This is a genomic window from Pyxidicoccus sp. M15, from assembly GCF_056858435.1.
Map to the genome: position 1 here is coordinate 5,780,963 of NZ_CM166495.1, position 24,668 is coordinate 5,805,630.

The 24,668-nt window shown below is 69.5% G+C and carries 19 protein-coding genes; 8 read left to right on the forward strand and 11 right to left on the reverse strand.

From position 1 onward, the window contains the following. Position 1: 1 nt before the first annotated feature. On the reverse strand, positions 2 to 2,716 hold the full coding sequence (locus ACX9TP_RS21855; RefSeq protein WP_482981656.1) for a glycosyl hydrolase: 2,715 nt from the start codon (positions 2,714 to 2,716) through the stop codon (positions 2 to 4). A gap of 378 nt (positions 2,717 to 3,094) precedes the next feature. Between ACX9TP_RS21855 and ACX9TP_RS21860 the strand changes: the two genes are divergently transcribed. Beyond that, positions 3,095 to 3,814, forward strand: coding sequence for a hypothetical protein (locus ACX9TP_RS21860; RefSeq protein WP_482981657.1), 720 nt, complete (start codon positions 3,095 to 3,097; stop codon positions 3,812 to 3,814). 1 nt (position 3,815) lies between these two features. On the opposite strand, the gene ACX9TP_RS21865 is transcribed toward ACX9TP_RS21860, so the two are convergent. Then, positions 3,816 to 5,663, reverse strand: a complete 1,848-nt coding sequence (locus ACX9TP_RS21865; RefSeq protein ID WP_482981658.1) for a serine/threonine-protein kinase — start codon at positions 5,661 to 5,663, stop codon at positions 3,816 to 3,818. A 211-nt stretch (positions 5,664 to 5,874) separates the two neighbouring features. On the opposite strand from ACX9TP_RS21865, the gene ACX9TP_RS21870 reads away from it, so the two are divergent. Further along, positions 5,875 to 6,381, forward strand: coding sequence for a hypothetical protein (locus ACX9TP_RS21870; protein WP_482981659.1), 507 nt, complete (start codon positions 5,875 to 5,877; stop codon positions 6,379 to 6,381). Between the two features lie 65 nt (positions 6,382 to 6,446). Here ACX9TP_RS21870 and ACX9TP_RS21875 read toward each other — a convergent pair whose 3' ends face one another. After that, positions 6,447 to 8,711, reverse strand: coding sequence for a zinc-dependent metalloprotease (locus ACX9TP_RS21875; RefSeq protein ID WP_482981660.1), 2,265 nt, complete (start codon positions 8,709 to 8,711; stop codon positions 6,447 to 6,449). A gap of 214 nt (positions 8,712 to 8,925) precedes the next feature. Beyond that, positions 8,926 to 9,357, reverse strand: coding sequence for a VOC family protein (locus tag ACX9TP_RS21880; RefSeq protein ID WP_482981661.1), 432 nt, complete (start codon positions 9,355 to 9,357; stop codon positions 8,926 to 8,928). Positions 9,358 to 9,428: 71 nt separating this feature from the next. Here ACX9TP_RS21880 and ACX9TP_RS21885 point away from each other — a divergent pair, with 71 nt between their 5' ends. The 3 genes from ACX9TP_RS21885 (at position 9,429) to ACX9TP_RS21895 (ending at position 12,684) form a co-directional block, all read left to right on the forward strand. Beyond that, positions 9,429 to 10,031 carry a TetR/AcrR family transcriptional regulator gene (locus ACX9TP_RS21885; RefSeq protein WP_482981662.1) on the forward strand — a complete coding sequence of 201 codons (603 nt, stop codon included), beginning with the start codon at positions 9,429 to 9,431 and terminating at the stop codon, positions 10,029 to 10,031. A gap of 173 nt (positions 10,032 to 10,204) precedes the next feature. Then, on the forward strand, positions 10,205 to 11,863 hold the full coding sequence (locus tag ACX9TP_RS21890; protein ID WP_482981663.1) for an LVIVD repeat-containing protein: 1,659 nt from the start codon (positions 10,205 to 10,207) through the stop codon (positions 11,861 to 11,863). Between the two features lie 119 nt (positions 11,864 to 11,982). After that, positions 11,983 to 12,684 (forward strand): hypothetical protein, encoded by a 702-nt coding sequence (locus ACX9TP_RS21895; protein ID WP_482981664.1) that lies wholly within the window; start codon positions 11,983 to 11,985, stop codon positions 12,682 to 12,684. On the opposite strand, the gene ACX9TP_RS21900 is transcribed toward ACX9TP_RS21895, so the two are convergent. From ACX9TP_RS21900 to ACX9TP_RS21910, 3 genes are all read right to left on the reverse strand, one after another. Next, a complete protein-coding gene (locus tag ACX9TP_RS21900; RefSeq protein WP_482981665.1) occupies positions 12,673 to 13,428 on the reverse strand; it encodes a DUF5953 family protein in 756 nt (251 codons plus the stop codon). The two genes, ACX9TP_RS21895 and ACX9TP_RS21900, sit on opposite strands and share 12 nt — an antisense overlap. Next, a complete protein-coding gene (locus ACX9TP_RS21905) occupies positions 13,425 to 14,036 on the reverse strand; it encodes a DUF6310 domain-containing protein (RefSeq protein ID WP_482981666.1) in 612 nt (203 codons plus the stop codon). Before ACX9TP_RS21905 ends, ACX9TP_RS21900 begins: the two co-directional genes overlap by 4 nt. A gap of 178 nt (positions 14,037 to 14,214) precedes the next feature. After that, entirely contained in the window at positions 14,215 to 14,988 is a 774-nt protein-coding gene (locus ACX9TP_RS21910) for a zinc-dependent metalloprotease (protein WP_482981667.1), read from the reverse strand. 438 nt (positions 14,989 to 15,426) lie between these two features. Here ACX9TP_RS21910 and ACX9TP_RS21915 point away from each other — a divergent pair, with 438 nt between their 5' ends. Then, entirely contained in the window at positions 15,427 to 16,569 is a 1,143-nt protein-coding gene (locus tag ACX9TP_RS21915) for a chemotaxis protein (protein ID WP_482981668.1), read from the forward strand. A 10-nt stretch (positions 16,570 to 16,579) separates the two neighbouring features. Here the strand turns inward: ACX9TP_RS21915 and ACX9TP_RS21920 are convergent, their stop codons facing one another. Together ACX9TP_RS21920 and ACX9TP_RS21925 are read right to left on the reverse strand one after the other, a co-directional pair. Then, a complete protein-coding gene (locus tag ACX9TP_RS21920) occupies positions 16,580 to 18,469 on the reverse strand; it encodes a SulP family inorganic anion transporter (protein WP_482981669.1) in 1,890 nt (629 codons plus the stop codon). 24 nt (positions 18,470 to 18,493) lie between these two features. Beyond that, complete coding sequence (locus tag ACX9TP_RS21925) at positions 18,494 to 18,685, reverse strand: hypothetical protein (protein WP_482981670.1); 192 nt, start codon at positions 18,683 to 18,685, stop codon at positions 18,494 to 18,496. 350 nt (positions 18,686 to 19,035) lie between these two features. Here ACX9TP_RS21925 and ACX9TP_RS21930 point away from each other — a divergent pair, with 350 nt between their 5' ends. Further along, the gene (locus tag ACX9TP_RS21930; protein ID WP_482981671.1) at positions 19,036 to 19,908 is read left to right on the forward strand and encodes a neuromedin U; all 873 of its coding nucleotides are present in this window, start codon (positions 19,036 to 19,038) and stop codon (positions 19,906 to 19,908) included. Positions 19,909 to 19,912: 4 nt separating this feature from the next. Here ACX9TP_RS21930 and ACX9TP_RS21935 read toward each other — a convergent pair whose 3' ends face one another. Next, positions 19,913 to 22,201: a hypothetical protein gene (locus ACX9TP_RS21935; protein WP_482981672.1), complete on the reverse strand. Its 2,289-nt coding sequence runs from the start codon at positions 22,199 to 22,201 to the stop codon at positions 19,913 to 19,915. A gap of 178 nt (positions 22,202 to 22,379) precedes the next feature. Between ACX9TP_RS21935 and ACX9TP_RS21940 the strand changes: the two genes are divergently transcribed. Further along, the gene (locus ACX9TP_RS21940; RefSeq protein WP_482981673.1) at positions 22,380 to 23,384 is read left to right on the forward strand and encodes an HAD family hydrolase; all 1,005 of its coding nucleotides are present in this window, start codon (positions 22,380 to 22,382) and stop codon (positions 23,382 to 23,384) included. Between the two features lie 6 nt (positions 23,385 to 23,390). Here ACX9TP_RS21940 and ACX9TP_RS21945 read toward each other — a convergent pair whose 3' ends face one another. Then, entirely contained in the window at positions 23,391 to 24,650 is a 1,260-nt protein-coding gene (locus ACX9TP_RS21945) for a threonine/serine exporter family protein (RefSeq protein WP_482981674.1), read from the reverse strand. Positions 24,651 to 24,668: the final 18 nt, after the last annotated feature.

Sequence of the window (24,668 nt, forward strand, 5' to 3'; positions counted from 1 at the left end):
CTCAAGGCAGGGGGAGCGTCCTCGTTCCCAGGGAGCGCGGCGGCACGTTCTCGATGCGGGTGCCATCGGTGAACGTGAGGGTGCGCGGCGCATCGGACGCGTTGAAGGCGGCGTAGGTCCGCTGCTTGCGGGCCGCGTCCACGAAGGTCATGAAGAACGGCGTACCGGTCGCCTTGAGCCACACGTCGGGCGTGCCGTGCGTCTGGATGTAGCGCGCGAGGTGGTAGGTGAACGTCCCCGAGTCCCCCACGTCGGTGAACTTGTCGTTGGGGACGATGCCGTTCACCACGTCGTAGTCGGGCGCGACGGGATAGAAGTAGGAGAGGGCGGCGTCCGGGTCCACCAGGGCCTGGTACTTCGCGAGCAGGCCGTACCAGTAGAGGTAGCCGAGCCACTGATTCTTCGTCGTGAAGGGCGTGTCCAGCCCCGCGGGCCTGAGCGGGTCGATGTCATGGCGCGTGACGAAGTCCTTGTACGCCGCGACCACGGTGTCGACGTACTCCGGGCTCATCGCATGGTAGAAGGAGCAGGAGGTGAGGGGGATCATCGCGATGCCCCGGCCGTTCACCGGATGGATGCCGAAGAAGGTGTCCCAGCGTGAGTCGGCATCGAAGAGGCGGGCCACTCCGTCGCCGGGCCAGTTCACCGGCCAGTCCTTGCCGGCGATGCGCTCGATGAGGTCCCGGTAGATGCCGGCCCCGCCGAACCAATAGAGCCACGACGAGTGCACGGCGGCGGCGTAGTGGGTGATGCCGTGCTCCATCAGCGCCGGCTGGCCGGTGGCCGCGCCCCACAGAATCACGCCGGCCCAGAAGTGGATGTCCTCCGAGATGGACTCCTCGTTGTTGCCCTCGTTGTCGTCCCAGGAGAACCCCGCCGCATAGCTGTGGTTCTCGTAGGCGTCCCAGCAGCGCATGTCGGGGAACTTGAAGAGCGGACTGGGATTGATGGCGGGGGTGTTGGCGACGTCGAAGACGTACTGGTTGATGGCGTCCTTCCACTGCGCGCCCCAGGCCGGGTCGCGCAGGGCAATCTGCGCCGCGGCGAAGATGAAGTAGCCGTAGTGGAAGTGATGGTCATTGAGACGGGTGATGGCACCGAAGCTCTCGTAGGGAGGCACGTCCGTGTCCGAAGGGAAGATGACACTGGGGCCCTGTCCGTTCGGGTACTGGAAGAGGCTTCCCACCTCGGAGTCGTAGACGGCGTAGTAGGGCGCGGCGCCGGGCACCTGCTGGGTGTACGTGGGGTCCTTGCGGAAGTAGAGCTCGATGGCGGCCTTGGTGGCGTGGGTGATGGTTTCCGCCAGCTCGGCGTCGTTCTGCGTCTCCGCGATGGAGGGCACGGCGACCATGTTGCGCGTCAGGAACTTGCCCAGCGTGTAGGCCAGCTGTCCCTGGAGGGCGTTGACGTTGGTGTAGGGCGGATTGTCGAAGCCGTGCCGTCGGACGAAGACATCGTCGACCCACTTCTCCAGCGTCGCCCGGCCCTCCTGGTCGTCCGCGTCCAGGGGTGGCAGCCATGGGAGGATGCCCGGGTAGGCAAAGCGGCAGGTGAAGCTGGGGGTGTCGAAGACCCGGAGCTCTCCGCGCACGGTGAGGAAGCACAGCTGCTTGCCGGCCTTGTTCTGGAGCGGTGCTGGGTTCCCCTGGAGGACCGGGGTGTTGTCCTGCATCGGGCTCGGCAGGTAGTGGCCGGGGAGGAGGCCGTGGATTGCCCGGTTCACCTGCAGGCCGAGCACGTTCTTCGTCTGTAGCGTGTACGTCGCGTCCACTGTCTGTCCGGTGGAGTCGTAGGTGTACGCGACGGTGGAGCCGGTGGGGTATGAGAACGCGGCCTCGGCCAGCTGGGTGAGTGCGTCGGCGCCGTCGAACCAGTTGTCGGGCAGTGTCCCCAGGACGAAGTAGTTGCTCGCCATCGCGTCGTTGAACGTGAGCGTCCAGTCGGTGGCCGACGAGTTCTGGTAGCGGGCCGTGCCGCTCGGGAAGAACAAGACGGTGTTGCGCTGCACGCACCAGGAGAGCTTCACGCCGCCGACCTCGACGGTGCCGAAGCCGATGACGGGCGCGTCCGTGGTGGACCTGAACTCGACCCTGGGGAGGTTGATGGCCGTGAAGTAGAGCAACGGGCTCCCGCGCACGACCCCCAGCTGGAGCTCTGCGTTGGAGGCCAGGAAGGCGGGCCGGGCGGCGTCATCCGCGGCGCGCATGACGAGCTGCGCGTCGTAGTCGCCCATCCGGTGGACCTTGAGGGCCTGGGGCAGGAACCCGGGCAGGACCTGGAGCTGGGCTTCGAAGACGGAGCTGAGCTGCGTCAGCTTGTCGGGCGAGTTCGTCCCCGGGCCGCCGGGCCCCGGGATGTTCGCACCTCCGAACACGCGCACCGTCTCCTGCATGAGCAGCAGGCCCGTGTCGCCGGGCCCGGAGGCGTTGAACGCGAGGGCCCAGGGATGAGGGAAGACGGGAAGCTGCGCCAGGGTGCGCCGCTGGTACTGCCCCTTCGCGTCCTGCCCCAGGTACACCGAGGACGTGTTGTCCGCCATCAGGATGGGGCTGAGCCAGGTGTTCGTCCTGTAGGGCCACGGGAGCGCGTCGGTACAGCTCACCGCGTGGGCGCCGGCCATGGGCGCATTGGCCCCCGGATTGCCGATGGTGCTGCGCTTCGTCTGGATGAACCCCGCGCCCACCGCCACCGGCTGGCCCTTGTCCATGTCGTCCATGGACAGCAGGACGTCCGGGCGCCTCGCCTGTGAAACCGCGCCGTCAGCGCCAGGCGCCGCGCCACAGCTGACCTGGGAGACTGCTGCCTTGGTCGCTACAATTGCCCCGCCGTACCAGGGCGAGCCTCGATGAAAGGATCCGGCAACATGTCATTCATTGAAAACATTCGGATGTCTCTCTCTCGTCGTTGGGGATTCGGGTTGTTGGTTTCCGCGCTCACGGCCTGTGGCGCGGACGTGACGCCGCCCGCGGTGGTAGCGGGGCCGGACGACCTCGCCTCTTCTGAGCAGGAGCTGGCTGGAGAATGCACGGCGGACTGGGCCGCCAACCCGTGCACCGTCGCGGACTCTGCTGCGTGCGGAACCGGGAGCCCGAGCGTGGACTCCCCCAACACGCCCAACAACTGCGAGCTGGGGGGAATGAAGTGTGACCCGCGGCCGCGTCTGTGCAATCGCAATTCGAAGACGCTCTATTTCAAGACCACCTCGCCCGCGAACATCTACGACAGCCTGGGCAATGTGATGGGCACCGTGGCGGCGGGGCAGCAGGTGCGCATCAACCTGGGGACGCGGAAGACCATCTCCACCGTCTCTCCGAACTACCTGGCGATGGCCTTCTCGGCGCCGACGAACAATGGCGGCATCAGCGGCTGGATTCGTCCGGACCAGTTGGACGCGGGCTACACCAACATCATGAACTGGCTGACCCAGAACTACCGGCCGGCCCCCGACCCGGGTGGGACGTACAGCGACTGGTACATCATCCCGTCGAACAACGCGCCCTACGAGGGGCTGCACATCACCGACAACTGCCCCGCCAACAACATGGCTGTCCACTACCTGGGGCGCAACGGCCGCATCAACCTCATCACCAACCTGCCGGGGAAGGGCTCACCGACGAAGGCGGTCTACCCGAACAACACGGGGCTCAACTTCAAGCGCGCGCAGGTCCAGCACTCCGTCTCGCTGCCGCTCTATGACTGCAGCTCCGGCAACGCGGTGCAGGTCTCGACCCGCCTCAGCTTCCTGTATGGCTACGTCCAGTCCGGCCATTGGGGCTGGATTGCCATGCCGAACCTGTCGACCTCGCGTCCGTAGGCTAGGACTCCTGGGGGCCGGGCGTGGCTTCCACCCCGGCATCGGGAGCGGCTGCGGCCCCTGATGGCGGAGCCGCATCCACTTCGCGCGCGCCGCCCTCCGCTGGACCCGAGGGCTGGGGCTCATCCGATGGCGGCGGCGGAGTCTCGACTGAGCCGGGCGCTTCGGCCACGCCCGTGTCCGCCTCCGGTGCTCCCGTCGGAGCGCCGTCGCCCGCGACGGTCTCCTCGGGCTCCACCCGCGGCGCGCCTTCACCCGCCTCGCCGTCCACGAGGGAGCCCCCGGCCTCCACGTTCAGGGACGGCTGCGCGTCGGTAGCGCTGCCCGCGTCCACGCTGCCGATGACCGTCGGCTCCGTCCCGGCGGCAATGGCGGCGGCCCCCGTGCCGCGCCTCACTTCCTTCTTCTTGTTCGGAGGGGCCTGGAGGGTAGGGGCTTCGCGGGCCGGCACCTCCGGCGCGGTCTCCGGCTGCGCCACGGGACTCGCGGGCGGCACCTCGGCGGGTGCGGGCGCGGGCGCCGGCGTGAGCGGCTCCCCCGGTGGCTGCTCCTTCTCACGGAGCAGCGCATTCAACGAGGGCCCCCCATGCTCACGGAGCACCGCCTCCACCGACTGCCACCCGTTCTCCCGGAGCATCACCGCCCCGGCCGCACCGAGCACCAGGACGAAGGCCAGCCCCCATCCCCACCGCGACGGCTTGCGCTCGGGCGGCGGTGCCGGAAGCGCCTCGCTCCCGACGTTCAGCGCCCCCGCGGTGGCCCAGGCGGGCTCGCCCCGGGCGCCGGGCAGTGAAGGCATGCGAGGCGCCCGGCGCGGCTCCAGGACGGCGGGACCGGGCAGGGCGCCAATCGCCAGTGTGCGGACCTCCGCGGTCGCATCCGGTACCCGCTGGCCCTCCTCGGCCTCCCGCTGCGCCTCGGGGAAGGCCTCGCGCAGGAAGCGTCCCACCTCTTCCGGGGGCGCCAGGGGGCAGGCCCGAGCCAGCGCCTCCGCCATCTCCTGGCACGAGCCGTAGCGGTCCTCCGGCCTGCGCGCGAGGGCCTTCGCGGCGACGGCCGCCAGCTCCGGTGGCAGCGACGACACGTCCACGTGGCACCGTGCAAGCTGCTGGCAGTGCGCCACCTGGCTGGGAACGGAGACGGAGACATCCGCGGAGGGAGGGATGGGCAGCCGGCCCGTCAGCATCTCGAAGAGGAGCACGCCCGCGCAGAACTGGTCGCTCCGGCCATCCACCACGACCGGCTCGGATGGAAGGCCCTCGTCGCCCCCGGGCACCGTCCTGAGCAGCTCCAGCGCCCGCTCCGGCGCGAGGTAGCCCGGCGAGAAGAACAGCTCATGCGCGGCCGGCGCCGTCGCCCGCGCGGACCAGGCGATGCCGAAGTCGATGACCTTGGTGACGCCGCCCAGGCCCACCATCACATTCGACGGCTTGACGTCCCGGTGCACCACCTCGAGCCGCCGGCCATGCGAGTCCGTGGCGTGGTGCGCCGCATGCAGCGCCTGGCACACGTCGTACATCACCCGGCAGACGATGCTGGCGGGGAGCCCCGTGGCCGCGCGGGCCCGGAGGAGCTGCTCCAGGGTCCGCCCCGGAATCCACTCCATCTCGATGAAGAGCTGTCCCTGGCTCTCGAAGACGTCGTAGACGCGGACGATGTTGGGATGCGTGAGCTTCAGGCTGAGGAGCGCCTCGTTGAGGAAGCTCCCGCGGCCGGCCTCGTCGGCCTTCAGCGTCATCTGCTTGAGGACCACGTTCTCGCGGCGGAGGTGCGAGTACGCGAGGGACAGCTTCGCCATGCCTCCCTGGCCCAGCGTCTTGACGACCGAGTACACCTTTTCCGCTCTCACGGCAGGAACCCTACCATCGCGGTACCGGGCGGCACACAAAGTGCGAGCCGCGGGGCCACGACGCGCGGGCCGTGCGTCGCGCTCGGCTGCTCACCGTCGAAGCGGAGAAGGTTCAGTTCTTGACCGTCCCATGACGCACCGGTAGTGCTGGTGAAACCTGAATCAACATTCAATTCAGGACAGGTTGCACCACCACACCTCAGGGGAACGCATGCATTCGCTTGGACGTCTTGGAGGGCTGCTCGTCGGGCTCGGGCTGTTCGTTGGCTGTGGCGGTGAGGAGCCGCGGGGGCCCGAGGGCGCGGAGACGCTGGAGACGGCGGAGTCCGCGGTGTACGAGGCTCCGGACAGCCTCTCCGGGCTGGTGGGCACGTACACGCGCTACTGGCCGCCAGCGGCCGCGGAGGAGCTCACCTCCATGACGCTGACGGGTATGGAGTACGTGGACCGCGTGGAGGGGAGCTACGTCCGCACGGTGAGCCGTGCGTGTCCCATCTACGGTTGCAACACGGAGACCGGTACCTTCTGGGCGCTGCCCAACAACCCGGCGACGGGCGCGCTCATCGTCTTCAAGACGCCGGCGGGCGCGGAGCGGGACTTCTATGCCATCAGCCAGATCCAGCGCAGCGCTCTCACCGGGAAGATCACCGGCATCGTCCTGGTGAAGGGCGGCAGCGTGTCACCGGTGCCCTTCACCATGACGCGCGTGGGCTTCTAGGCCCTTCAGGTCGGCCGCTGTGGCGCTCCAGCGGCCGTCCCGCCGTCCGACGCTGAGCCCCACCGCTACGGGAAGTACGGCGACGTCGCCTGCTGGAGGTGGCTGGCGAGGTTCTCCGCCTCGTACAGCGCCTTGCCGGACAGCGTCGGTATCTGCGCCTCCACCGCGAGTCGGGCCTCTCGGAGGATGGCGTAGGCCTCGAACGTCTGCAGCTTCTTCAGCAGGCTCACCATCCCCCGCCGCGACGCGTAGGCGCGCACTCCATCGACGTTGAGGAGCACGGCGCGAACCTGCCCCAGGATGGCGGGCGTCAGCACCGGGTCGGGGCGCGGGTCAATCCTGAGGGTGCCCCGATCGATGGGCGGATCCAGGTACAGGCGCCGGAGGATGCGGGTGAGCTCCACGTCGGAGATTCGGCCATGCTCGGGCTTCTCCGCCAGCACCTCTGGAGGCAGGGGGGCCTGGATGCCCTCCACGGCGATGTTCCACGCGCGGAGCCGCTCGGCGCTGGAGCGGCTGGCGCGCACGTACCGCAGGACGTTGTTGAGCAGCCCGTCGCTCGGGGACTCCCCGCCCTCTTCCAGTTCGGCCATCAGCGCCTCCCGCCAGGCAGGGCCGTGGAAGAGCTCCAGCGGCGCGGCGGTGATGTCGTAGCGGTTGCAGTCAGGGTCCCTCAGGAGATCGATGTCGGTGCAGAAGGGCTCTGTCGGGAGCGTGGAGGACAGGCCGTACAGGTAGCGGACGGCGGACACGTCATAGGGCCCCAATCCTCCGCCGGCATTCTCCTGGTCGAACGCCCACAGGTAGTCCATCACCGAGTACGTCGGGGACCCGAGCGAGCCCTTGAAGTTGTGGGCCAGGCCCAGCGTGTGACCGACCTCATGCATCACCACGACCGTGAAGAAGCGCTCCACCCGTTCCTTCGTCGGCAGGGCCGACTGTGCGCCGGGGAGAGTCGCGGCCAGCCCGCGTGGCCCCTCCAGCCGGGCCTCCACGTCCGAGGTGTACAGCTCACACCGCCGCGAGGGCGCCATGCCGTTCCAGCTCAACTCGATGTTTCCGGCCTCGGGCCGGACCTCCCGCTGCACGGGAGCGGCGGGGGACTGCCCGGTGATGACCTCGATGGCCGCGTCCAGCCAGGCGCTGCTCACGTAGACGGTGGCCCCGAGCATCTCGCCGGTGTTCGGGTTCTCCCGCAGGTTCGCATAGGCAGTGGAGTAGCTCGGGTCCGGGTCGAGGATGACGAAGTTCTTGTCGTCATCGGCGAAGGACTCTCCTGGCGTGGCCATGCGGGTGGTGAGCACCGGGAAGCCGAACGCGGCGTTCCAGTGCTCCACGCCCCGCTTCGCCGCGCCGAGGAAGTCATAGTCCTTGTAGCGGGGGTCCTGCTGCAAGGCGCTCCATTCCTCGGAGAGCACCCAGACAATGGGCTTCATCCCGGGGTGGACGTTCCACTTCGAGGCCACCTCCGTCATGACTCCACCCGAGTTGGGCACGAGGCGAGCCCCGCCGAGGAAGTAGTGATCGCGATGAGGAGGCATCGTGGGGGTGTAGCCCGCGCCCTCCTGGTAGCGGCGGAACGCGATGCTCACGGTGGCGGTGATCCGGTGGTTGTCGGCCTCCGGGAAGGCGCCCGGCACATCGAAGGAAATCTGCCCGTGGCCGGTGAAGATCTTCTCGAAGGAGATGCCGTCCTTCAGCTCGCGGAAGCGCTGGGCGAAGGCCAGCTCCACCTCGAAGCCCGGCCCGTACATGACGTTGCGGAGGGGGTCCACGCCGATGACCCGGTCGAGTCCTCGCACGGGGTCGAAGAGGACGTACTTGTCGGAGCCGGCGAGCCGATTGAAGTCCCGGTGGTCGGTGACGATGGGCCACGCCTCGATGATTTCCTCCGGGTCGAAGAGCGTGCTGCGAACCTTGGTGTCGTCGACGTCGAACGCGTAGAGCGTGTCGTTCTGCACGCGGAAGGACACCACGCGGACGCCCAGCGTGGAACCTCCGCTGCGGCCGGTCAGGGACTCCGGGTGGTGCTGCTTGAGGTAGACGGACATGAACCAGCGCTGGCCCAGCTCGCTCTTGCGCAGCGCCAGGTAGAAGGTCTCGGAGGGATTGGACTGGAGCGCGCTGGCGGCGCCGCCGAGCCCCTCGCGAAGCTTGCGCACCGAGTCCGGTGCCAGCGCGCGGGGCACGGCGACGATGGGACCTTCGAGGACGAGCGGCGCGGCGCTGTCCGGTGTCTGGGGTTCGGAACCACAGCCCATGCACAACATGACGAACGCCCCGAATGCGCACACGAGTGCACGGAGCGCGAACGGCTCTGAAGTTGCCATGGAATTCCCTGCTCGACTGCGGGTGGAGCCGCGGCCCCTGACGCGCGGCATGGCACACAACGCGTGTGGGTACCGTGCATATCGCGCCGTGTTCCGGACGTGATGCGCGTGAGGTGGGCACCACGCGTCGGGTGGGAGGCTCCGGAAGCTGCACCCCAATGGATGCCGCCGGTCCGTGCGAGCCGGGCTCACTTCTGTCCGCGCGGGCCGCCGCCTATCTCCGCGTCGGCAGCGCCTCACTGGCATATTGCGCGGCGAACTCCGCCGTCGGGGGAATGGGCTTGATGACGTCAATCATGACGCCGTTCGGGTCCGCGGTGATGAAGTGGCGCTGGCCGAAGGGTTCGTCGCGCAGGGTGTGGAGGATGGGCAGGTTCGCCTCCTGGACGCGCGTGTAGACGGCGTCCGGGTCCTCCACCTCGAAGTTGAGGAGCAGGCTGGAGGTCTTCCCACGCCCGGACGGAGGAATCGTCTCGTGGTCGTTGCGGACGATGCCGAGATTGACGCCCGGACGCTCGGTCGACTGGAGGTGGACATACCAGTCGCTCTCGAAGAGCGGCTTGAACTGGAAGTGGGTGACGTAGAAGCGCGCGGCCTCGGCTACGTCGGGAGCCAGCAGCACCGGGTAATAGGAAGTGGTCTTCATCCCTTGTCCTCCAGGTGGGTTCGACATACAGTCTGTATGTTTCATTGGCTCCTAACATACAGGCTGCATGTATGCAACGTAAGGTGACCCGACGGACGAATCAGGAGCGCACGGAGGTGACGCGGGGCGACCTCATCACGGCCGCGCGGAAGCTCTTCACGGACGGCTCCTATGCAGGGACGAGCACGCCGGACATCGCCACCGCCGCGGGGGTGACGCGGGGCGCGCTGTACCACCACTTCGAGGACAAGCAGGCGCTCTTCCGGGCGGTGGTCGAGCAGGAGGCCCTGGCCGTCGCGGAAGAAATCGAGCGCGCCACGCCGCCGGACCTCCCGGTTCGCCAGGCGCTGCTTGCCGGAGCGGACGCCTATCTCGCGGCGATGGCGGTGCCTGGGCGCACGCGCTTGTTGCTGCTCGACGGGCCGGCGGTGCTCGGCCGCGCGGAGATGGACCCCATCGACCTGCGGCATGCGGGTCGGACACTCCGGGAGGGGCTGGACGCGGCCCGGCGGGAGGGCGTGCTCGTGAAGGCGCCGCTGGATGCGCTGACGGGGCTCCTGTCGGCCGCGTTCGACCGGGCGGCGCTAGCCATCGAAGCGGGGGCGGACGCCGCGGACCAGCGGGCCGCCCTGGCGGTGCTGCTCGAGGGGCTCTTCACGAAGCGGACGCGGTGACCCTCCGTGTCCTCGCTGGCACGCGGGGGGTTCCGGCGTCGAAAGGTGCGGGCGGCCGCGGTCCGTTGCCGGAGCGGTCGATCGATATGGGTATCACCGCTCGACGTTCTCGTTCCCCTGCCAGCCGCAGAAGCCCTGCGCGCCCATCGCATCGAAAGGGAGAGCCTCCACCCATGACGCCCCATCGAACCCTCCGCCTGCTCGCCGTGCTGGCCGTGTGCACCTCCTGGCTGGGCTGTGAGTCCAATCCCCCGGAGACTCCAGACGCGGGCCCCTCGCCGGATGCCTCAGTGGCGGACGCCTCCGTGCCCGAGTGGGACGGCACCTACGTTCCCATCGAAGAAGCGGACATCTACTACGACTTCATCGACCCGGGCCGCTTCGCCTCCTGTGGCTTCGTCCTCCCCGACGACGGGGGCACGGGCCCCGCCTGCGGCAGCCGCGAGTCCTTCGACCTCTCCTCGTGCGAGACCTCCACCCTCGGCCAGCTCTCGCCCAGCGCCATCTACGCGGCGTCCATGCGCGGCGAAGTCTTCAACGACTTGCTCGACTGGAGCAGCTTCATGATCTCCGCCGACGGCGGCCCGGAGAGCCACGACGGCAACCCCATCGTCCAGAAGCAGGTGGACAGCCAGGGCTTCTACGTCGCCAGCCTGCAGACGCGGCCCGACGGCGGCACCTGGCTCGCCGCCTACGCCGGGTGCCAGGCCGAGAGCGCCCAGCGCTTCACCGGCTGCTTCCAGAGGTGCATCAACGGCGGGGCCCGGCGCACCCTGGCCACCTTCGAGGGCGTGCGCCTCCAGCGGCTCGACGAGCCCGAGTCCTCCGGGGGCCTCACCCTCGCCTCGGAGCACCGGGTGGAGCTGGGGTTTCCCTCGGACATCTACGTCGCGAAGAATCACGCCTACGTGGTGTCCCAGGACCAGGGCCGCACCGGCCCTACCGGCGGCCTCACCGTCTTCGACGTCACCGACCGGGCCCACCCCGTCTTCCGCAAGACGGTCACCGTCGCTGGCGACAGCTCCTGGAACGGCGTGTGGGCCAGGGGCGACGGGCTCTACATCGCCAGCACCAAGCGGGGCGTGCTCGTCTACGACATCTCCAACCCCGCCGACCCGCAGTTCGTCCGCAGCCTGCCGGGCACGGCGGCGAGCGTGCACACCGTGTTCGTGGACGGCGAGCGGCTCTACGCCATGGACACCCCCAACAACCGGGTGCTCATGTACGACGTGAAGGCGCCGCTCCAGCCCGTGCTGCTCGGCAGCTACTCGGTGCCCGCCAATGACATCGGCTCCGGCTACCCGCACGACTCCTTCGCCTACCAGGACCGGCTCTACATCAACCAGATGGGCCAGGGTTACTACGTGGTGGACGTCGCGGACCCCGCCAGCCCCAAGCCGCTCGGCGCGTACGAGTACCCCCTCTACGTCAACTCGAGCCACGCCAACGCCGTGGGCACCTTCGCCGGCCGCACCATCGCCTTCGAGGGCGGCGAGACCAACGACGCCTACCTGCGCGTGTTCGACGTCAGCGACCCCGCCCACATCGTGAAGATTGGCGAGGTGCGGATGCGAAGCCAGACGTCCATCCACAACATGGTGCTCGTGGGCAAGCGACTCTACGTCGCGTGGTACGCCGACGGCGTGCGCGTCTTCGACGTGGCCAATCCCACCCAGCCGAAGCAGATCGCCCACTACAACAGCTTCCGCGACTCGGACCCGGGCCGCACCGAGGGCCTCTTCGTGGGCGCCATCGGCATCCGCGTGCCGGGCGACGGGTACGTGTACGTGGTGGACGTGACGCGCGGCCTGCTCATCCTCCGCGAGCCGTGAGCGACCTCACGGCTGACGTCGCGTCATGACAGGCGCATGGAGGGCCATCCAGGCTGTGAATTCCATCTTCCGTGAGTGACATGCGGGGCCTGACGGGGATGGAGCACAGAGGGGGAGTCATGAAGAAGCTGCACCTGGTATGGGTTGTCCCTGTCCTGGGCCTGCTGGCCTGCGTCGAGCCCGCGGGAGGTCCACCGGAGGAGGTGGACCCCGCGGCCGGGCCTGCCGCCACCGCCGGCGCGCTCGTGCCCGATAACCTGCGTCCCGAGGTCTCCGAGAAGGCCCTCGCGGCGATTCGAGCCCGTGAGCCAGAGCGCTCGGCCCGCGCGCTCGCCGAAATCGAGCGCCGCTTCGCCGCGCGCGCGCCGGGCTTGTCATTCCGTGTCCGCCGCGTCCGCACCAACTCCATGGGCGACACGCATGTCTGGATTCAGCAGGTCTTCCGCGGCACGCCCGTGGAGGGCCGGGACCTGGGCGTCATCCACCTCCAGAGCGAGGAGTTCGACCAGGTCTTCGCGTCTGCACAGCCTGACGGAACTCCCGCGTTCCCCTACCGTTACCCGCTCAACGACTGGGGCGACAACCAGCTCTTCGCCTATGGACCTCTCGGGCAGACCAACGGGCAGACCGCGGCGGTCGATGCGTTCATCTCCATCCATGGCGTCAACCGGATGTTCCGTGACATACGCCACCATCGAGATGACCATGAGGTATGCGCACCTGTCGCCCGAGGCGCGGGAGAGCGCGGTGCAGGAGTTGGAGCGCTGGGCTTCTCGGGATGGAGGCGGCTGGACTTGGAACCGCGGGCTTCAAGGCGCTGAGCGTCCGCCAATCTCCGGGAAGCGCTCATAGGCGCGCAGGAGCGCGTCCAGGTGGGCGGGCTTGTCGAGATCGAGCGGCGCGTCCGTGAGCTGCACGACCCAGCCGCCCGATGCCGTGCGCCGCGCCCGCGACAGCAACTCGGCGTCACGCGTGGTGTCCGGGAACCCGATAATGCGTGCGGCGGTGGCAGACCAGTAGTTCAGCCATCCGAGGCGATGCGGAATCTCAGGCGAGCGGATCTTATCTGGGAACTTGAGCGCTGGTAGCCCCCGTGGCGGAACCCCTGGCTTACGCGCCTGAGCTCTCGTCTGTCCCGAAATCTCCACCGCCGCGCTGTGCGGCGTCGCATGCCCCCAGAACGCTCGTGCGCTCTCCGCTACTCCACACAGCACATCCACTGCAGCCAAGATGCCTGCCGCATCCAGGGGCAGGTCTGCATGGATGTCGAGCAACGCCTGGCCAGCCGATGCAGCGCGAGCGCTCGTTGCAAGCCCGTAGATGGTTACGGGGTAGCTCTCGTCACCGTTACACACGAGAGGGAACTCCCTACGTGCCGCCGCGTCGGCAAGCCAGGCGTCGCGCTGGGGCAACATGATCGGACGCCCGTCTTCGGAAACCTTCCACTCCAGGCTCGAACCGGGCAGAGCCCGTTCCAAAGCATGGACGACAGCGAGCGTGCGGCCGTCATTGTCCACGAGCGCTGGCGCATAGACGATGAGAACGAGGGAGTTTTGAGCGGTCATCGTTTGCACCCCGTGACAACGATGTCGAGAAGGGGGGCCTGTACCTCCAGCGCGGCTTTGTGCGCTGCGCTGCTCACCCCAACGACGAAGCCAAATCCACAGGCCTCCGCGATGTCGCGCTCTTCATTCAGTTCGAGCACCTGATCCTTGATCGCCTGGTTCTGGAGAAAGCGCGAGTACGTGTCAAACTGGTCGGTCTTGATCTCCCACAGCACACGCGCGCCGACTTGCAGCGCGTCGAAGCGCTTGCCGTCAACGAGCACGTCCATCCCGATGACCGTGCCTACAACGAGCTCCGGCGCCGCCAGGACACAGAGGCCGATTCCCATGGCAGCCGCGCCCGCCGAGGCAACGACGCATCGTCTCGTCCGGTCATTGAACCGGACCCGGTCATGGTCGAGGGCATGAAAGCACCTCTCCGCCAACACGGGCCATGGCTGGGAAGTCTCACGGACGGCGCAGCGCCCCTCATCCCTCCACGGCAGTTCCGCCGCTCGCTGGAGGTTGGCGAGCCCCGGGTTCCGGGACACGCGCTCTCTTGGGCTCGGCACCGACGCCGCGCACGCCGAGAGAAGGAGTAGCAGTGCGGCGCAAGCGTGGAGTCGCATGGTCGCGCACTTCAATCAAGTGCGGGGACTGTGGGTCAAGGCTTGTCCGCCGGATTCCCACGCACCTGAAAGCACCGCGGGCACCGCCATTCCACGGGCTTCGACGCCCGGGACGACGGTGCCCGCGAGGAGCGAGCCCCCGAGTCATGAACAGACCCGGGGGCTGTCGCGCCAGCTCTCAGTAGAGGTAGTCCAGCGCGGTGATGTCCGAGCTGCTCCACTCGCCGCTCTCGCTCGACCGGAAGCAGGAGTTCATGACGGACCCGCCCAGGACGGCCGTGCTCGGCGTGCCGGGGATGAGGATGGCGCCAATGCCGGCGTCGCCCTCGTTGGAGGCGCTGCCGCCGCAGCTGATGGACCGGTTGTAGTAGTCCGTGTGGCGGAAGCCGATGCAGTGGCCCAGCTCGTGGGTGATGACGTGCTCGTTCACGTCAACGCTGTACTTGTTGAGCCCGGTGCCGATGTTGATGGTCCCGTAGGGCAGGCCGCCCGAGGGGAAGCCCGCGGAGCCGCCGGTGCCGCCCGCGGTCTTCGCGGTGATGGTCGCGGTGCAACCGGTGGCCGGGCCGCGCACGAACCGGATGGCGAGGTTGCGCTGGTTGTAGTTCTCGATGGCCAGGTCCAGACCCGCGCTGAGGTTGGCGTACCTGTCGAACTGGGCCGTGGAATTGACGCAGATCAACGTCACGGCGCTGGTGTTGATGAGGTTGGTCGTCCGGTACTGCTCCGCGCTCTCCTTGCTGGACTGGATCATCTCGCGGGACGCCTCCAGGCTCACATGCGCGTCGCGCCCCACGTACACGGCACCGTCGACGACCATGATGTCGTCCTCCGGAAAGCCGGCCTGGACGAGGTTGGAGACGATCTCGTCGTTCTCGCTCTCCAGGTCAGCACCGCAGCCCGCCAGCAACGCACCACAGCTCATCGCGATGACTGCCGCCTTCTTGAACATGTTGTTTCCTCTGCGTCGGGGGTTATGCCGCCGGACCGTCCCATCAGCCGCGGACAGCGTGCCCCACCCCTGAGCAAAGACCGGACCAACCCGTAACCCGCTTGAATTACGAGCACCCGAGAATTGCCTGGAGCGCTGACACTCCAGGCTCTGGGGGGCGTTGACGTAAAGAAGCGTGACGACCGGAGGCGTCAGGGGTTGCCCGTATAGGGGCTTTGCTCTCGGGGGGCGAACCTCCCAGGGCCGGGCGGGGGGTGTCTCGAATTCAGTCACATACCCTGGGGTCGCAGCTACCCATGCCGAGGCGCTTCGGGGGGACTGCCTGGACAGGCAAGGCCTGTGTTCTCGAGGCGGCGCGACTGTCCGGACCACGACGCGCCGCCCGCTCCGGGGGAGGCTCGGCGGGGCGGGCGGACATGCGCAGCTTGCGCCGGGCGCATGTCTCCGGTTCTTCCCCCCTGGTCTCGGATGGTGGCGGTGGTGCTCGTGGCACTGCTCCCGGCGTGCGCCACGCTGAATCCGCCCCGCTCGGAGCTGGCCGAGCGCGTGGGGCGCTCGGACCTGGACGTGAGCGCGCTGCGCGTCCGTGTGCGCGACCTGGCCCGGCGCTTCTCCGGCCTGCTGGAGGTGGCGGCGGATGAAATCGCCGCGCACTCGGGCTCGCCCGAGACGGCGCGGGCGATGCTCACGTTCAAGGCGAACGCGGTGCCCACCATGCAGGGCGCGCTCTTCCAGCCGGACCCGGTGGCCGCGCTGGTGGATGCGTGGGCGCTGCTGGCCCAGCTCCAGGACGCGCTGCCGAAGACCGCGGCGGGCGCCTCACCGGAGCTGCTGGCCAAGGCCCAGCGCTCGCTGGGTGACATGGAGTCCCAGGTGGAGGCGGTGTGGCGGGAAATCACCGGCAACGAGGACGTGTCCTCCGCGCGGGCGCGGGTGCACGCGTGGGCCGCCGAGCACCCGCTGGTGGGGGCGCTCGTCGCGCGCGAGTCCACCGCGCCCCTGCTGGCCTCCGTGACGGCGGCTTCGGGCGGGGGCCTACGGGGGCGGGCGGCAGGCCTCCTGGAGGACACGCGCGACCTCACCGCGCGGGTCGACCTCTACGCCGCCAGCCTCCCGCGCCAGGCCCGCTGGCAGGCGGAGCTGGTGGCCGCCGATGCCATGAATGCCCCCGCGCTCCAGTCCGCCATGTCCGAGCTGGCGCGGACGGTGGACATCCTCGACCGCCTGGCGGGCGTGGCCGCGAACACCCCCGCGCTGGTGGCCCGGGAGCGCGCGGCGGTGCTGGAGGCGCTGGACATGGAGCGGCGCTCGCTCCAGGACTTCATCTCCGGTGAGCGGCAGGCCGTCATGACGGGGGTGGGGCAGGAGCGTGCCGCGGTGGTGGCCGCCCTGCACGCCGAGCGTGTGGCGGCACTCCAGCAGATGGACGGGCTGGCGCGCGGCTGGGTGGACCTCGCCTTCGACCGGGCGGGACACCTGGTGGACCGCGTCTTCCTGTGGCTGCTCGCATTGGTGGCCCTGGGGCTCGTGGGAGGGCTCATCCTGGTGGCGCTGGGGGTCCGCGCCTGGAAGCGCGCGTGAGCAGGGCGCTTCAGTGCGGCGCGCTTCCCGGCCCCTCCAGCGAGGACTCGGCCTGTCCCAGGCGCTGGCCCAGGGCCTGGAGTCGCTGGCGGTCCGTCGCCTCGTGTTCATCGAGCGTGGAGCCGGCCTCCTCCACCAGGGCGCGCAGCCGGTGCATGCCGTCGCGCAGCAGCTCCTGCTCCTCGGGCGTCATCGCCGGCGCATGGGACAGGTGCTCCACCACCGCCTCCAGCACCTGGGCGTAGACGTGCGCCGCGCCCACCTTCGCCGTCACCCCGGTGCGGTCCAGCATCCGCCGTGTGGGGGACATGACTCGCGCCAGCATCAGCGTGACGCCCCGCTGCGATAGCGCGCCGTGCAGGTCGGCCAGCATGTCGGTGCCGGGCACATCCAGGTCCGCGGTCACCTCCAGGTCCAGCAGCACGGCCTGGGGTCGGCGGGGGGCACGCTCCAGCCGGTCGATGATTTCGTCCCGCAGGGACGTGGCGTTGGCGAAGAAGATGCCTTCGTTGGGTCGGAGGATGAGCATGCCCGGCACCGTCAGCGGGCGCGGCGAGTGCCGCAAGTCACTGAAGGCGAGAGTGCCCGGCGTGCGGCCCAGCTCGCTCAGGCGGGGCACGCTGGCGCGGTACACGGTGAGGAAGAGCGACAGGCCCACCGCCACCAGCAGCCCCGGCAGCACGTCCAGGGCGAGCACTCCGACGAGCGCCACCGCCGCCCCGATGAAGTCGGCCCGCCGCATCCGGTACAGCCGCCGCATCTCCCGCACGTCCATCATCCCCGAGACGGCCACCACCACGATGGCGCCCAGCGTGGCCTCGGGCAGCAGGCGGAAGAGGGGCGTGAGGAACAGGGCGACGAGCAGCGTGAGGCCCGCGGCCAGCATCGCGGACACCTCCGTGCGGGCCCCGGCGGCATCATTGGCCGCGGACTTGGACAGGCTGCAGCCGATGGAGAAGCCCTGGAAGAGCCCGGCCCCCAGGTTCGCGGCGCCCAGGCCCACCAGCTCCCGGTTGGCGTTGACCTCGTAGCCGTGGCGGCCCGCCAGCATGCGCGCGGGGCCGATGGCCTCGGCGAAGGCCACCAGGGCGATTCCGCAGGCCCCGGGCAGCAGGCCCAGCAGGTCGCGAAGGCCCACGTCCGGCAGGCGCGGCGCGGCGAGCCCCGCCTGCACCTTGCCCACCACGTCCACGCCGCGCGCGTCCAGCCCGAGCAGCGCCGTCACCCCGATGGACACCGCGAGCACCACCAGGGCCGCCGGGAGCCGCTTCGACACCCGCTCCAATCCCAGCAGCGCCAGCAGGCTGCCGGCCCCGACGAGGAGCGTGACCCCGTGCGTGCCGCCCAGGTGCGTGCCGAGGAACCACACCCGCTCGAAGAAGTTGCCCTCGCCGCCTTCGATTCCGAAGAGCTTGGGCACCTGCTTGATGGCGATGATGAGCGCCAGGCCGAAGACGAAGCCGGTGAGGACGGAGGCGGAGAAGAACTGGGCGATGCGCCCCAGCCGCAGCACGCCCGCGAGCAGCGAGATGAGCCCCGCCATCAGCGCCAGCGCCGCGGTGAGGACGACGAAGCGGGGCGAGCCCGCCTGCGCCAGGGCGCCCACGGTGGCGGCGGAGAGCACCGCCACCGCGGCGGACACGGCCACGATGAGCTGGCGCGAGCTGCCGAACAGGGCGTAGAGCACCAGGCCCGCCGGGGCGGCATAGAAGGCGGCCGTCGGCGGCAGGCCCGCCAGCTCCGCGTAGGCCATGCCCTCCGGGATGAGGAGGGCCGTGACGGTGAGGGCGCCCACCAGGTCCCGCTTCAGCCACGCGGGACGGTAGCCGCGCACCGTCGCGGCGAAGGGCACGGCGCGCGCGAGCCACGAGGCCGCGGGCTTCGCGGGAGTGGGGGGCATGGTGGGGCTCTCCGGGGCCGCGAGTCAGTGCGTGGCGGTGGGTGACTGCTCCAGCTTCTCCACGACCTGGTCCACCGAGAAGCTGGCGGGCCGCTGGCGCGGGGGGAACTCCTTGAAGCTCGACAGGAAGCGGGCCACGAGCTGCTGCGCGGGGAAGACGTAGAACGCAAGGTCGAGCAGCCAGTTCCGGGGGCTCTTCTGCTTCGACTGGGCCATGGGGGCTTCACTCCGCGAGGGCTCGACACGCAACCGGGTGGCTGATGCCATGGGGTGGGCGCGAAGAGTCGTGAATGAAACTAGAGGTGGGGATGGCGCTCCCGTGACGCAAACCCTGCGGGGGCGGGAGGGCGGACCGTGGCTTTCCCGAGCCCCCCGGACGCCAGGGTGGGGCAGGCGGGCGCACGTCCCGGACATGCCGGCGCCGGCGCGGGGCAGTCCTGGCAGGGGGCGTGGGCTGCGCTGCCGCGAGCGGGTGTGGGACGGCGCCCGGCGGCGTACGACTTGGGGGCCATGGGCGGGGCTGGGCGCGCCTTCCAGCTTTACGCTTCTGGGTGGGGGAGGGCGTGATGGGCTCGGGATGGCGGCGCAGCTGCGCGTGGCTGGGCGGGGTGGGCGTGCTGGCATGTGCTCCGGCCGCGCGCGCGCAGGCCCCCGAGGCGCCGCCCGCCCAGGAGCGTCCAGCAGGCGAGGGCGGGGCGGCTTCCGAGCAGGACCTGGCGAAGGCCGTCCAGAACCCCGTCGCCAACCTCATCAGCGTGCCGTTTCAGGACAATGTGGACTTCGGCATCGGCCCGTCCGACCGGACGCGCAACACCCTCAACATCCAGCCCGTGGTGCCGCTGTCGCTGACGCTGGACTGGAACCTCATCATCCGCACCATCCTGCCCGTCGTGTACCAGCCGGACGTGTCGGCGGACAGCGGGGGGACGTTCGGGCTGGGGGACACGTCCGCCACGTTCTTCCTCGCGCCCGCGAAGCCCGGGAAGCTCATCTGGGGCGTGGGGCCGGCGCTGCTGCTGCCCACGGCCACGGATGACGTGCTCGGCACGGGGAAGTGGTCCGTCGGTCCCTCCGCGGTGGTTCTCGTCCAGCCCGAGCCGTGGTCCCTGGGCGTGCTGGTGAACAACGTGTGGTCCGTCTTCGGGAGCGAGGACCGGGCGTCGGTGAACCAGCTGCTCCTGCAATACTTCATCACCTGCAACCTGCCCGAGGGCTGGTACGTGACGTCGGCGCCCATCCTCACCGCCAACTGGGAGGCGGACGAGGACGCGTGGGTCATCCCGTTCGGTGCGGGCGCCGGCAAGGTCTTCAAGGTGGGCGGGCAGGCCCTGAACGGCTCGGTGAGCGCGTACTACAACGCCGTCCGCCCGGAGGGCAGCGCCGACTGGCAGCTGCGCCTCCAGCTCGCGTTCCTGTTCCCCAAGGGCAAGAAGAAGTAGGGGCTCAGGGGCAGACGAGGATGACGCCCTCGGCGTTTTCAATGGGCACGCCGGTGGTGCCGCTGATGCTCACCGTGTCCACCGTGCCGTCGGGCTTGAGCTTGCGGCACGTGGACGGCAGCGGGCTGCCCCAGGTGAACGTCGTGGCCGTCGTCGGGCCCACGTGTGTCTGCTTGTAGTCGCCGTTGAAGCCGGTGCAGACCGAGTGGTACGAGAGCGACTTGAAGAGCACGATGACCTTCGTCGTGCCCTTCGTGTACACGCGCTTGTAGAGCCGGTACTTCGCGGGCGTCTTCACGCCGCAGCCGGACGCATCCCAGTTGTTGTACGGCGAGGGGTCATTGCCCACGATGACGGCGTCGTTGCTCGCCGTGTCGTTCAGCGCCTGCGTCAACCACGTGAGCTGGTCCACGTCCGGCGTGCCGATGTCGTACCGCCACGCGGGGATGAAGTGGTACTGCCACGAGGAGGCCGGGGCGGCGCCACCATTGACGTTGAGGAAGGACAGCTCCGGGTCCTGCAGCGTGTAGTGCGCGGCGAGGACGGCCATCAGCGTCCGCGTGTCCGTCACGCCGCCCAGGCCCGCGGGGTACGACGACGCGCAGGCGGTGGGGCAGCCCGTGCCGGTGCCACACGTCTTGCAGTACGCCTCGGTGGTGGGCGGCGCCACGAGCACGTCGTAGATGACGTGCGGGCGGGGCGTCACGCTGGCCCGCTCCTTCGTCAGCTGGAGGGCCTCCTTCCACTTGTTGGCCATGAACTGCACGGGCCGCGGGTACTTCTCCTCGTAGGTGATGCCCTTCTGCACCTGCGCGAGCGCCGCGTTGGGGCCCGCGATGTAGCCGGAGGTGTTGAGGACGGTGAAGGCCGACGACGTGAGGTACTGCTCGTCCACCTTCTGGATGAGCTTGCCGTAGTCCGTGCCGTAGTTGTTGCAGAGGCATGCCGTGCCGGTGCACGGGACGGCGCACTCCAGGGTGGGGAACGGGAAGGACGCGCCCGCCTTGGGCCAGTTGGGGTAGGGGTCCGTGGCCCCCGAGTTGTCCATGAACACCGCGTCCGCCTGCGCGTTGGTGGGCAGCCAGTTGCGGTGGTACCAGGCGGACCAGAGCCGGAAGGCGTAGGAGCCGGGGTTGGTCGCGTAGCGCATCTGGCCGTAGGTGGAGAACATGCGGCTCCACCACTTGAGCCGCGCGTCCCTGCCCACGGAGCGGCTCGCCCACTCGGTGTCGTTGAGGTAGCCGTCGCCGTTGGTGTCCGCCGCGCCGTCGAAGGAGGGGACGGTGACGATGGTGCCGTTGGTGAAGACGAAGTCCTCGCTCGAGATGTTCTCCGCCACCGGGGGCGTGCCGGCCGTCGTCTGGACGCGGACGTAGAAGAAGCGGTCCCCGAAGCCGGCCCCGGCGATGGCCGTGGCCTTCCAGTCGCTCGGCGGGTGGAAGGCGAGGACGCGCGAGGTGCCCGTCGTCGTCCACGTGCCCGCGGGCTCGGAGACGGTGAGCGCCGCCCAGGCGGTGCCGTTCCAGTACTGCCACTGGTACGTCCAGCCGCTCGCCGCGGTGGACACGGTGACGATGACCTGGCGGAACTTGTCCGTGTGCCCGATGTAGAGCGCGTTGCCCGCCGTGGCGAGGGGCACGGTGCCCGTCGCGTGCGCCGCCGCCGTGTAGTCCGTGAAGCCCGCGCTGCCCGTGAGCGGCCCCGTCTTCACCTGCCAGAAGCGCGAGACGGGCACCGTGGACTGGCCCACCGCGCTGAACTGGCAGCCGTACTTGTTGTTGGAGGTGTTCAGCAGCGTGGAGTCGCAGTGGAAGAAGCCGCTCTCGCGATTCTCCGGCGCCGCCACGTACGCGTCCGCGTAGTTGAGCCAGTGGACCAGCAGCCCGCCGTTGCCCAGCGAGTTGCCATTCCAGTTGCCATACAGGTTGCTCGCATTCGAATAGACGAGCTGCGGCGTGTCCGGCGCCAGGGTGTCGATGTGCGCGCGGACGGCGGGGTCATTGGCCACGACCAGGTCCACGTCGTTCTGGAGCTGGTCGTCCATGTACGCATCCACCGGGACGCCGTAGTAGGCGAGCTGCGCAATCCGCACGTGGCAGTAGTGGTGGGGGATGGTGAGCGCTCCCCCGTCCAGGCCGGGGCACACGCCGTTCGTGGGCAGCACCGCCGCGCGCTGCTGGTCCACGGGCGCCGCTGACGGCTCCGGTGCGACGCCACAGGCCGACAGCGCGAGGCCCAGCCACACCCGGGCGAGGACGCCCAGGGCGCCAGGACTGCTTTCAGAGACATGCATGGGATTGTTCCAGAGAGAAATGGAAGAGCTGTAATCACGGTACGGTTGCCGAGGGACGAGGGTCAAGACGCTGCGTGCCATGCGGGGTGGCGCATGGCTGGCGGAGCCCTTCCCGGGTGTGACGCTTGCGTTGCGAAGTGCGTCCAGCGGTCTCAGCGTGTGGCGAAGGAGGTGCCCCATGGCGCCGCATTCCCGCCGTCACACCCTTCCCGTTGCCCTGGTGCTGGTGCTGGGGTTGGTATTCCCGGCCGCCGTCCACGCGCGGGCGGCAACGGCGGACCCGCTGCCGTCATGGAACGACGGGCCGGTGAAGCAGGCCATCCTCGGCTTCGTCGCCCGAGTGACGACGGAGGGCAGCCCGGACTTCCTCCCGGAGGCGGAGCGCATCGCCGTCTTCGACAACGACGGCACCCTGTGGCAGGAGAAGCCGGTGGTCCAGGGCGTCTTCCTGGTGGAGCGCGTCAAGGCGCTGGCCGCGAAGGACCCCGCGCTCCGGCAGCGGCAGCCCTACAAGGCCGTGCTGGAAGGGGACGTGGACGCCCTGGTGGAGGGGGGCGAGAAGGCGCTGATGGAGCTGCTCGCCGCCACCCATGCGAACATGACGCCGGAGCAGTTCCAGGCCGAGGTGCGCCAGTTCCTGAAGACGGCGCGGCACCCGAAGCTCGGCGTGCCCTACACGCAGCTCGCCTACCAGCCGATGCTCGAATTGCTCCAGTACCTGCGCGACCACGGCTTCCAGACGTGGATCAGCTCGGGCGGGGGCATCGACTTCATGCGCGTCTTCTCCGAGGAGGTGTATGGCATTCCTCCCGAGCGCGTCATCGGCAGCAGCCTGGAGGAGAAGTACGAGAAGCGCGGCGGCCGCTACGTGTTGTGGCGCGAGCCCCGTCCGGACCACCTCAACGACAAGGAGGGCAAGCCGGTGGGCAACGCGCTGCACATCGGCAGGTCCCCGGTGTTCGTCGCGGGCAATGTCCGCAATGGCGGGGACATCGCCATGCTGGGGGCCTCCGCGCAGCGGCGCGGGCCCTCCTTCCAGCTCCTCATCAACCATGACGACGCGGACAGGGAGTTCGCCTACCAGGAGAAGGACGGCGCCTCCCTTCGCGCGGCGAAGGAGGGCGGCTGGAGCGTGGTCAGCATGCGCGACGACTGGAAGCGCGTCTTCGGCGAGGAGCGCTGAGCCCGCTCACGTCGGCGCCTTCTGCGTGAGGGCGCGGCCCCGGGGCTGGGCGACGGCGAAGGCGAACACCAGGCCCATGACGAGCTGCGCCGACACCAGGAGCACCTCGAAGAAGCTGGCTCCGGAGGAGGAGGCCCTCGGGTGGAGCAGCGCCAGGATGACCTGGGTGCCGATGAAGCCGGGGGCCAGCTGGAGCAGCCCGGGCATGATGAGGGTCGTCGCCGTCCTTCCCGGGAGCCGGGCATACAGGAGCCCGGCGACGCCCAGCACGAAGGCGGACACGAGCGGGCTGCCGCGTCCTCCGACGAAGAGCTTCGTCAGCTCCTGGGTCCCGAAGGCCAGCAGCACCGCGCCGACAATCCACGGCAGCTCGCGCTGCCGGCCTCCCATGCAGACCGTCAGCGCCACGCCGCCCAGCGCGACGAGGCCCAGCACCACGGGCTCGGGCAGCGCGTTCGCCGGGAGGTAGGCGGGAATCGGGAGGAAGAAGCTCCAGAGCCGGGCCGCGGCGGTGATGCCCACGCCCACCAGCACGAAGCGCAGCAGGCCGTAGGTGAGGCGTGTCATCCCCGCCTCGACGGACTCGCTGACCAGCTCGTCCGCCCCCAGCGTCACCACCATGGCGGGGATGAGCAGCGTCGCCCCGCCGAACAGGGCCCGGGCCAGGTCGAAGGGCGGCAGGAGCCAGGTGAGGCCGCAGACCATCAGCGTCCCGAGGAACGCGGCGAGGAAGCTCTTCTGCAGGTCGATGCGCATCGACTTGAGCGTGCCGAAGTGGATGACGCCCGCCACGATGCCGATGAGAGCCGCCGCGGCCATCTCCCACCACGCGCCGCCCACGCGGGCGGCGACGACCGCGCTGTACACGCCATAGGCGAGGAACACGAGCCAGTGCGGGTAGGCCGAGGGCTGCTGGACGATGCGGTCCAGCTCGGCGCGCGCCTCCGATAGCGTGAGCCGTCCGGCCGCCAGCGAGCGGGTGAGCAGGAGCAACCCGGACGTCCGTCGGAGGTTCCAGTGGGGGTTGAAGGGCAGGCGCTCGATGTCCACGCGCCGCCGCTCACCCGAGGTGATTTCCGTCGCCACGAAGCTCTGGAGCGTGAAGAGCTCCAGGCGAAGCCCCAGGCCTCGTGCGGCCCCCTTCATGAGCGACTCCAGCACCTGGGCGGGGAGGTAGGCGAGGTGGAGCGCCCGCGCGAGGTCGAGCAGGAAGGCCACGGCCCGGTCCTCGTCGGCAGGGGGCGAGGGGGGGACGGTGTCACGCATGGGGACCTCCCGGAGCGG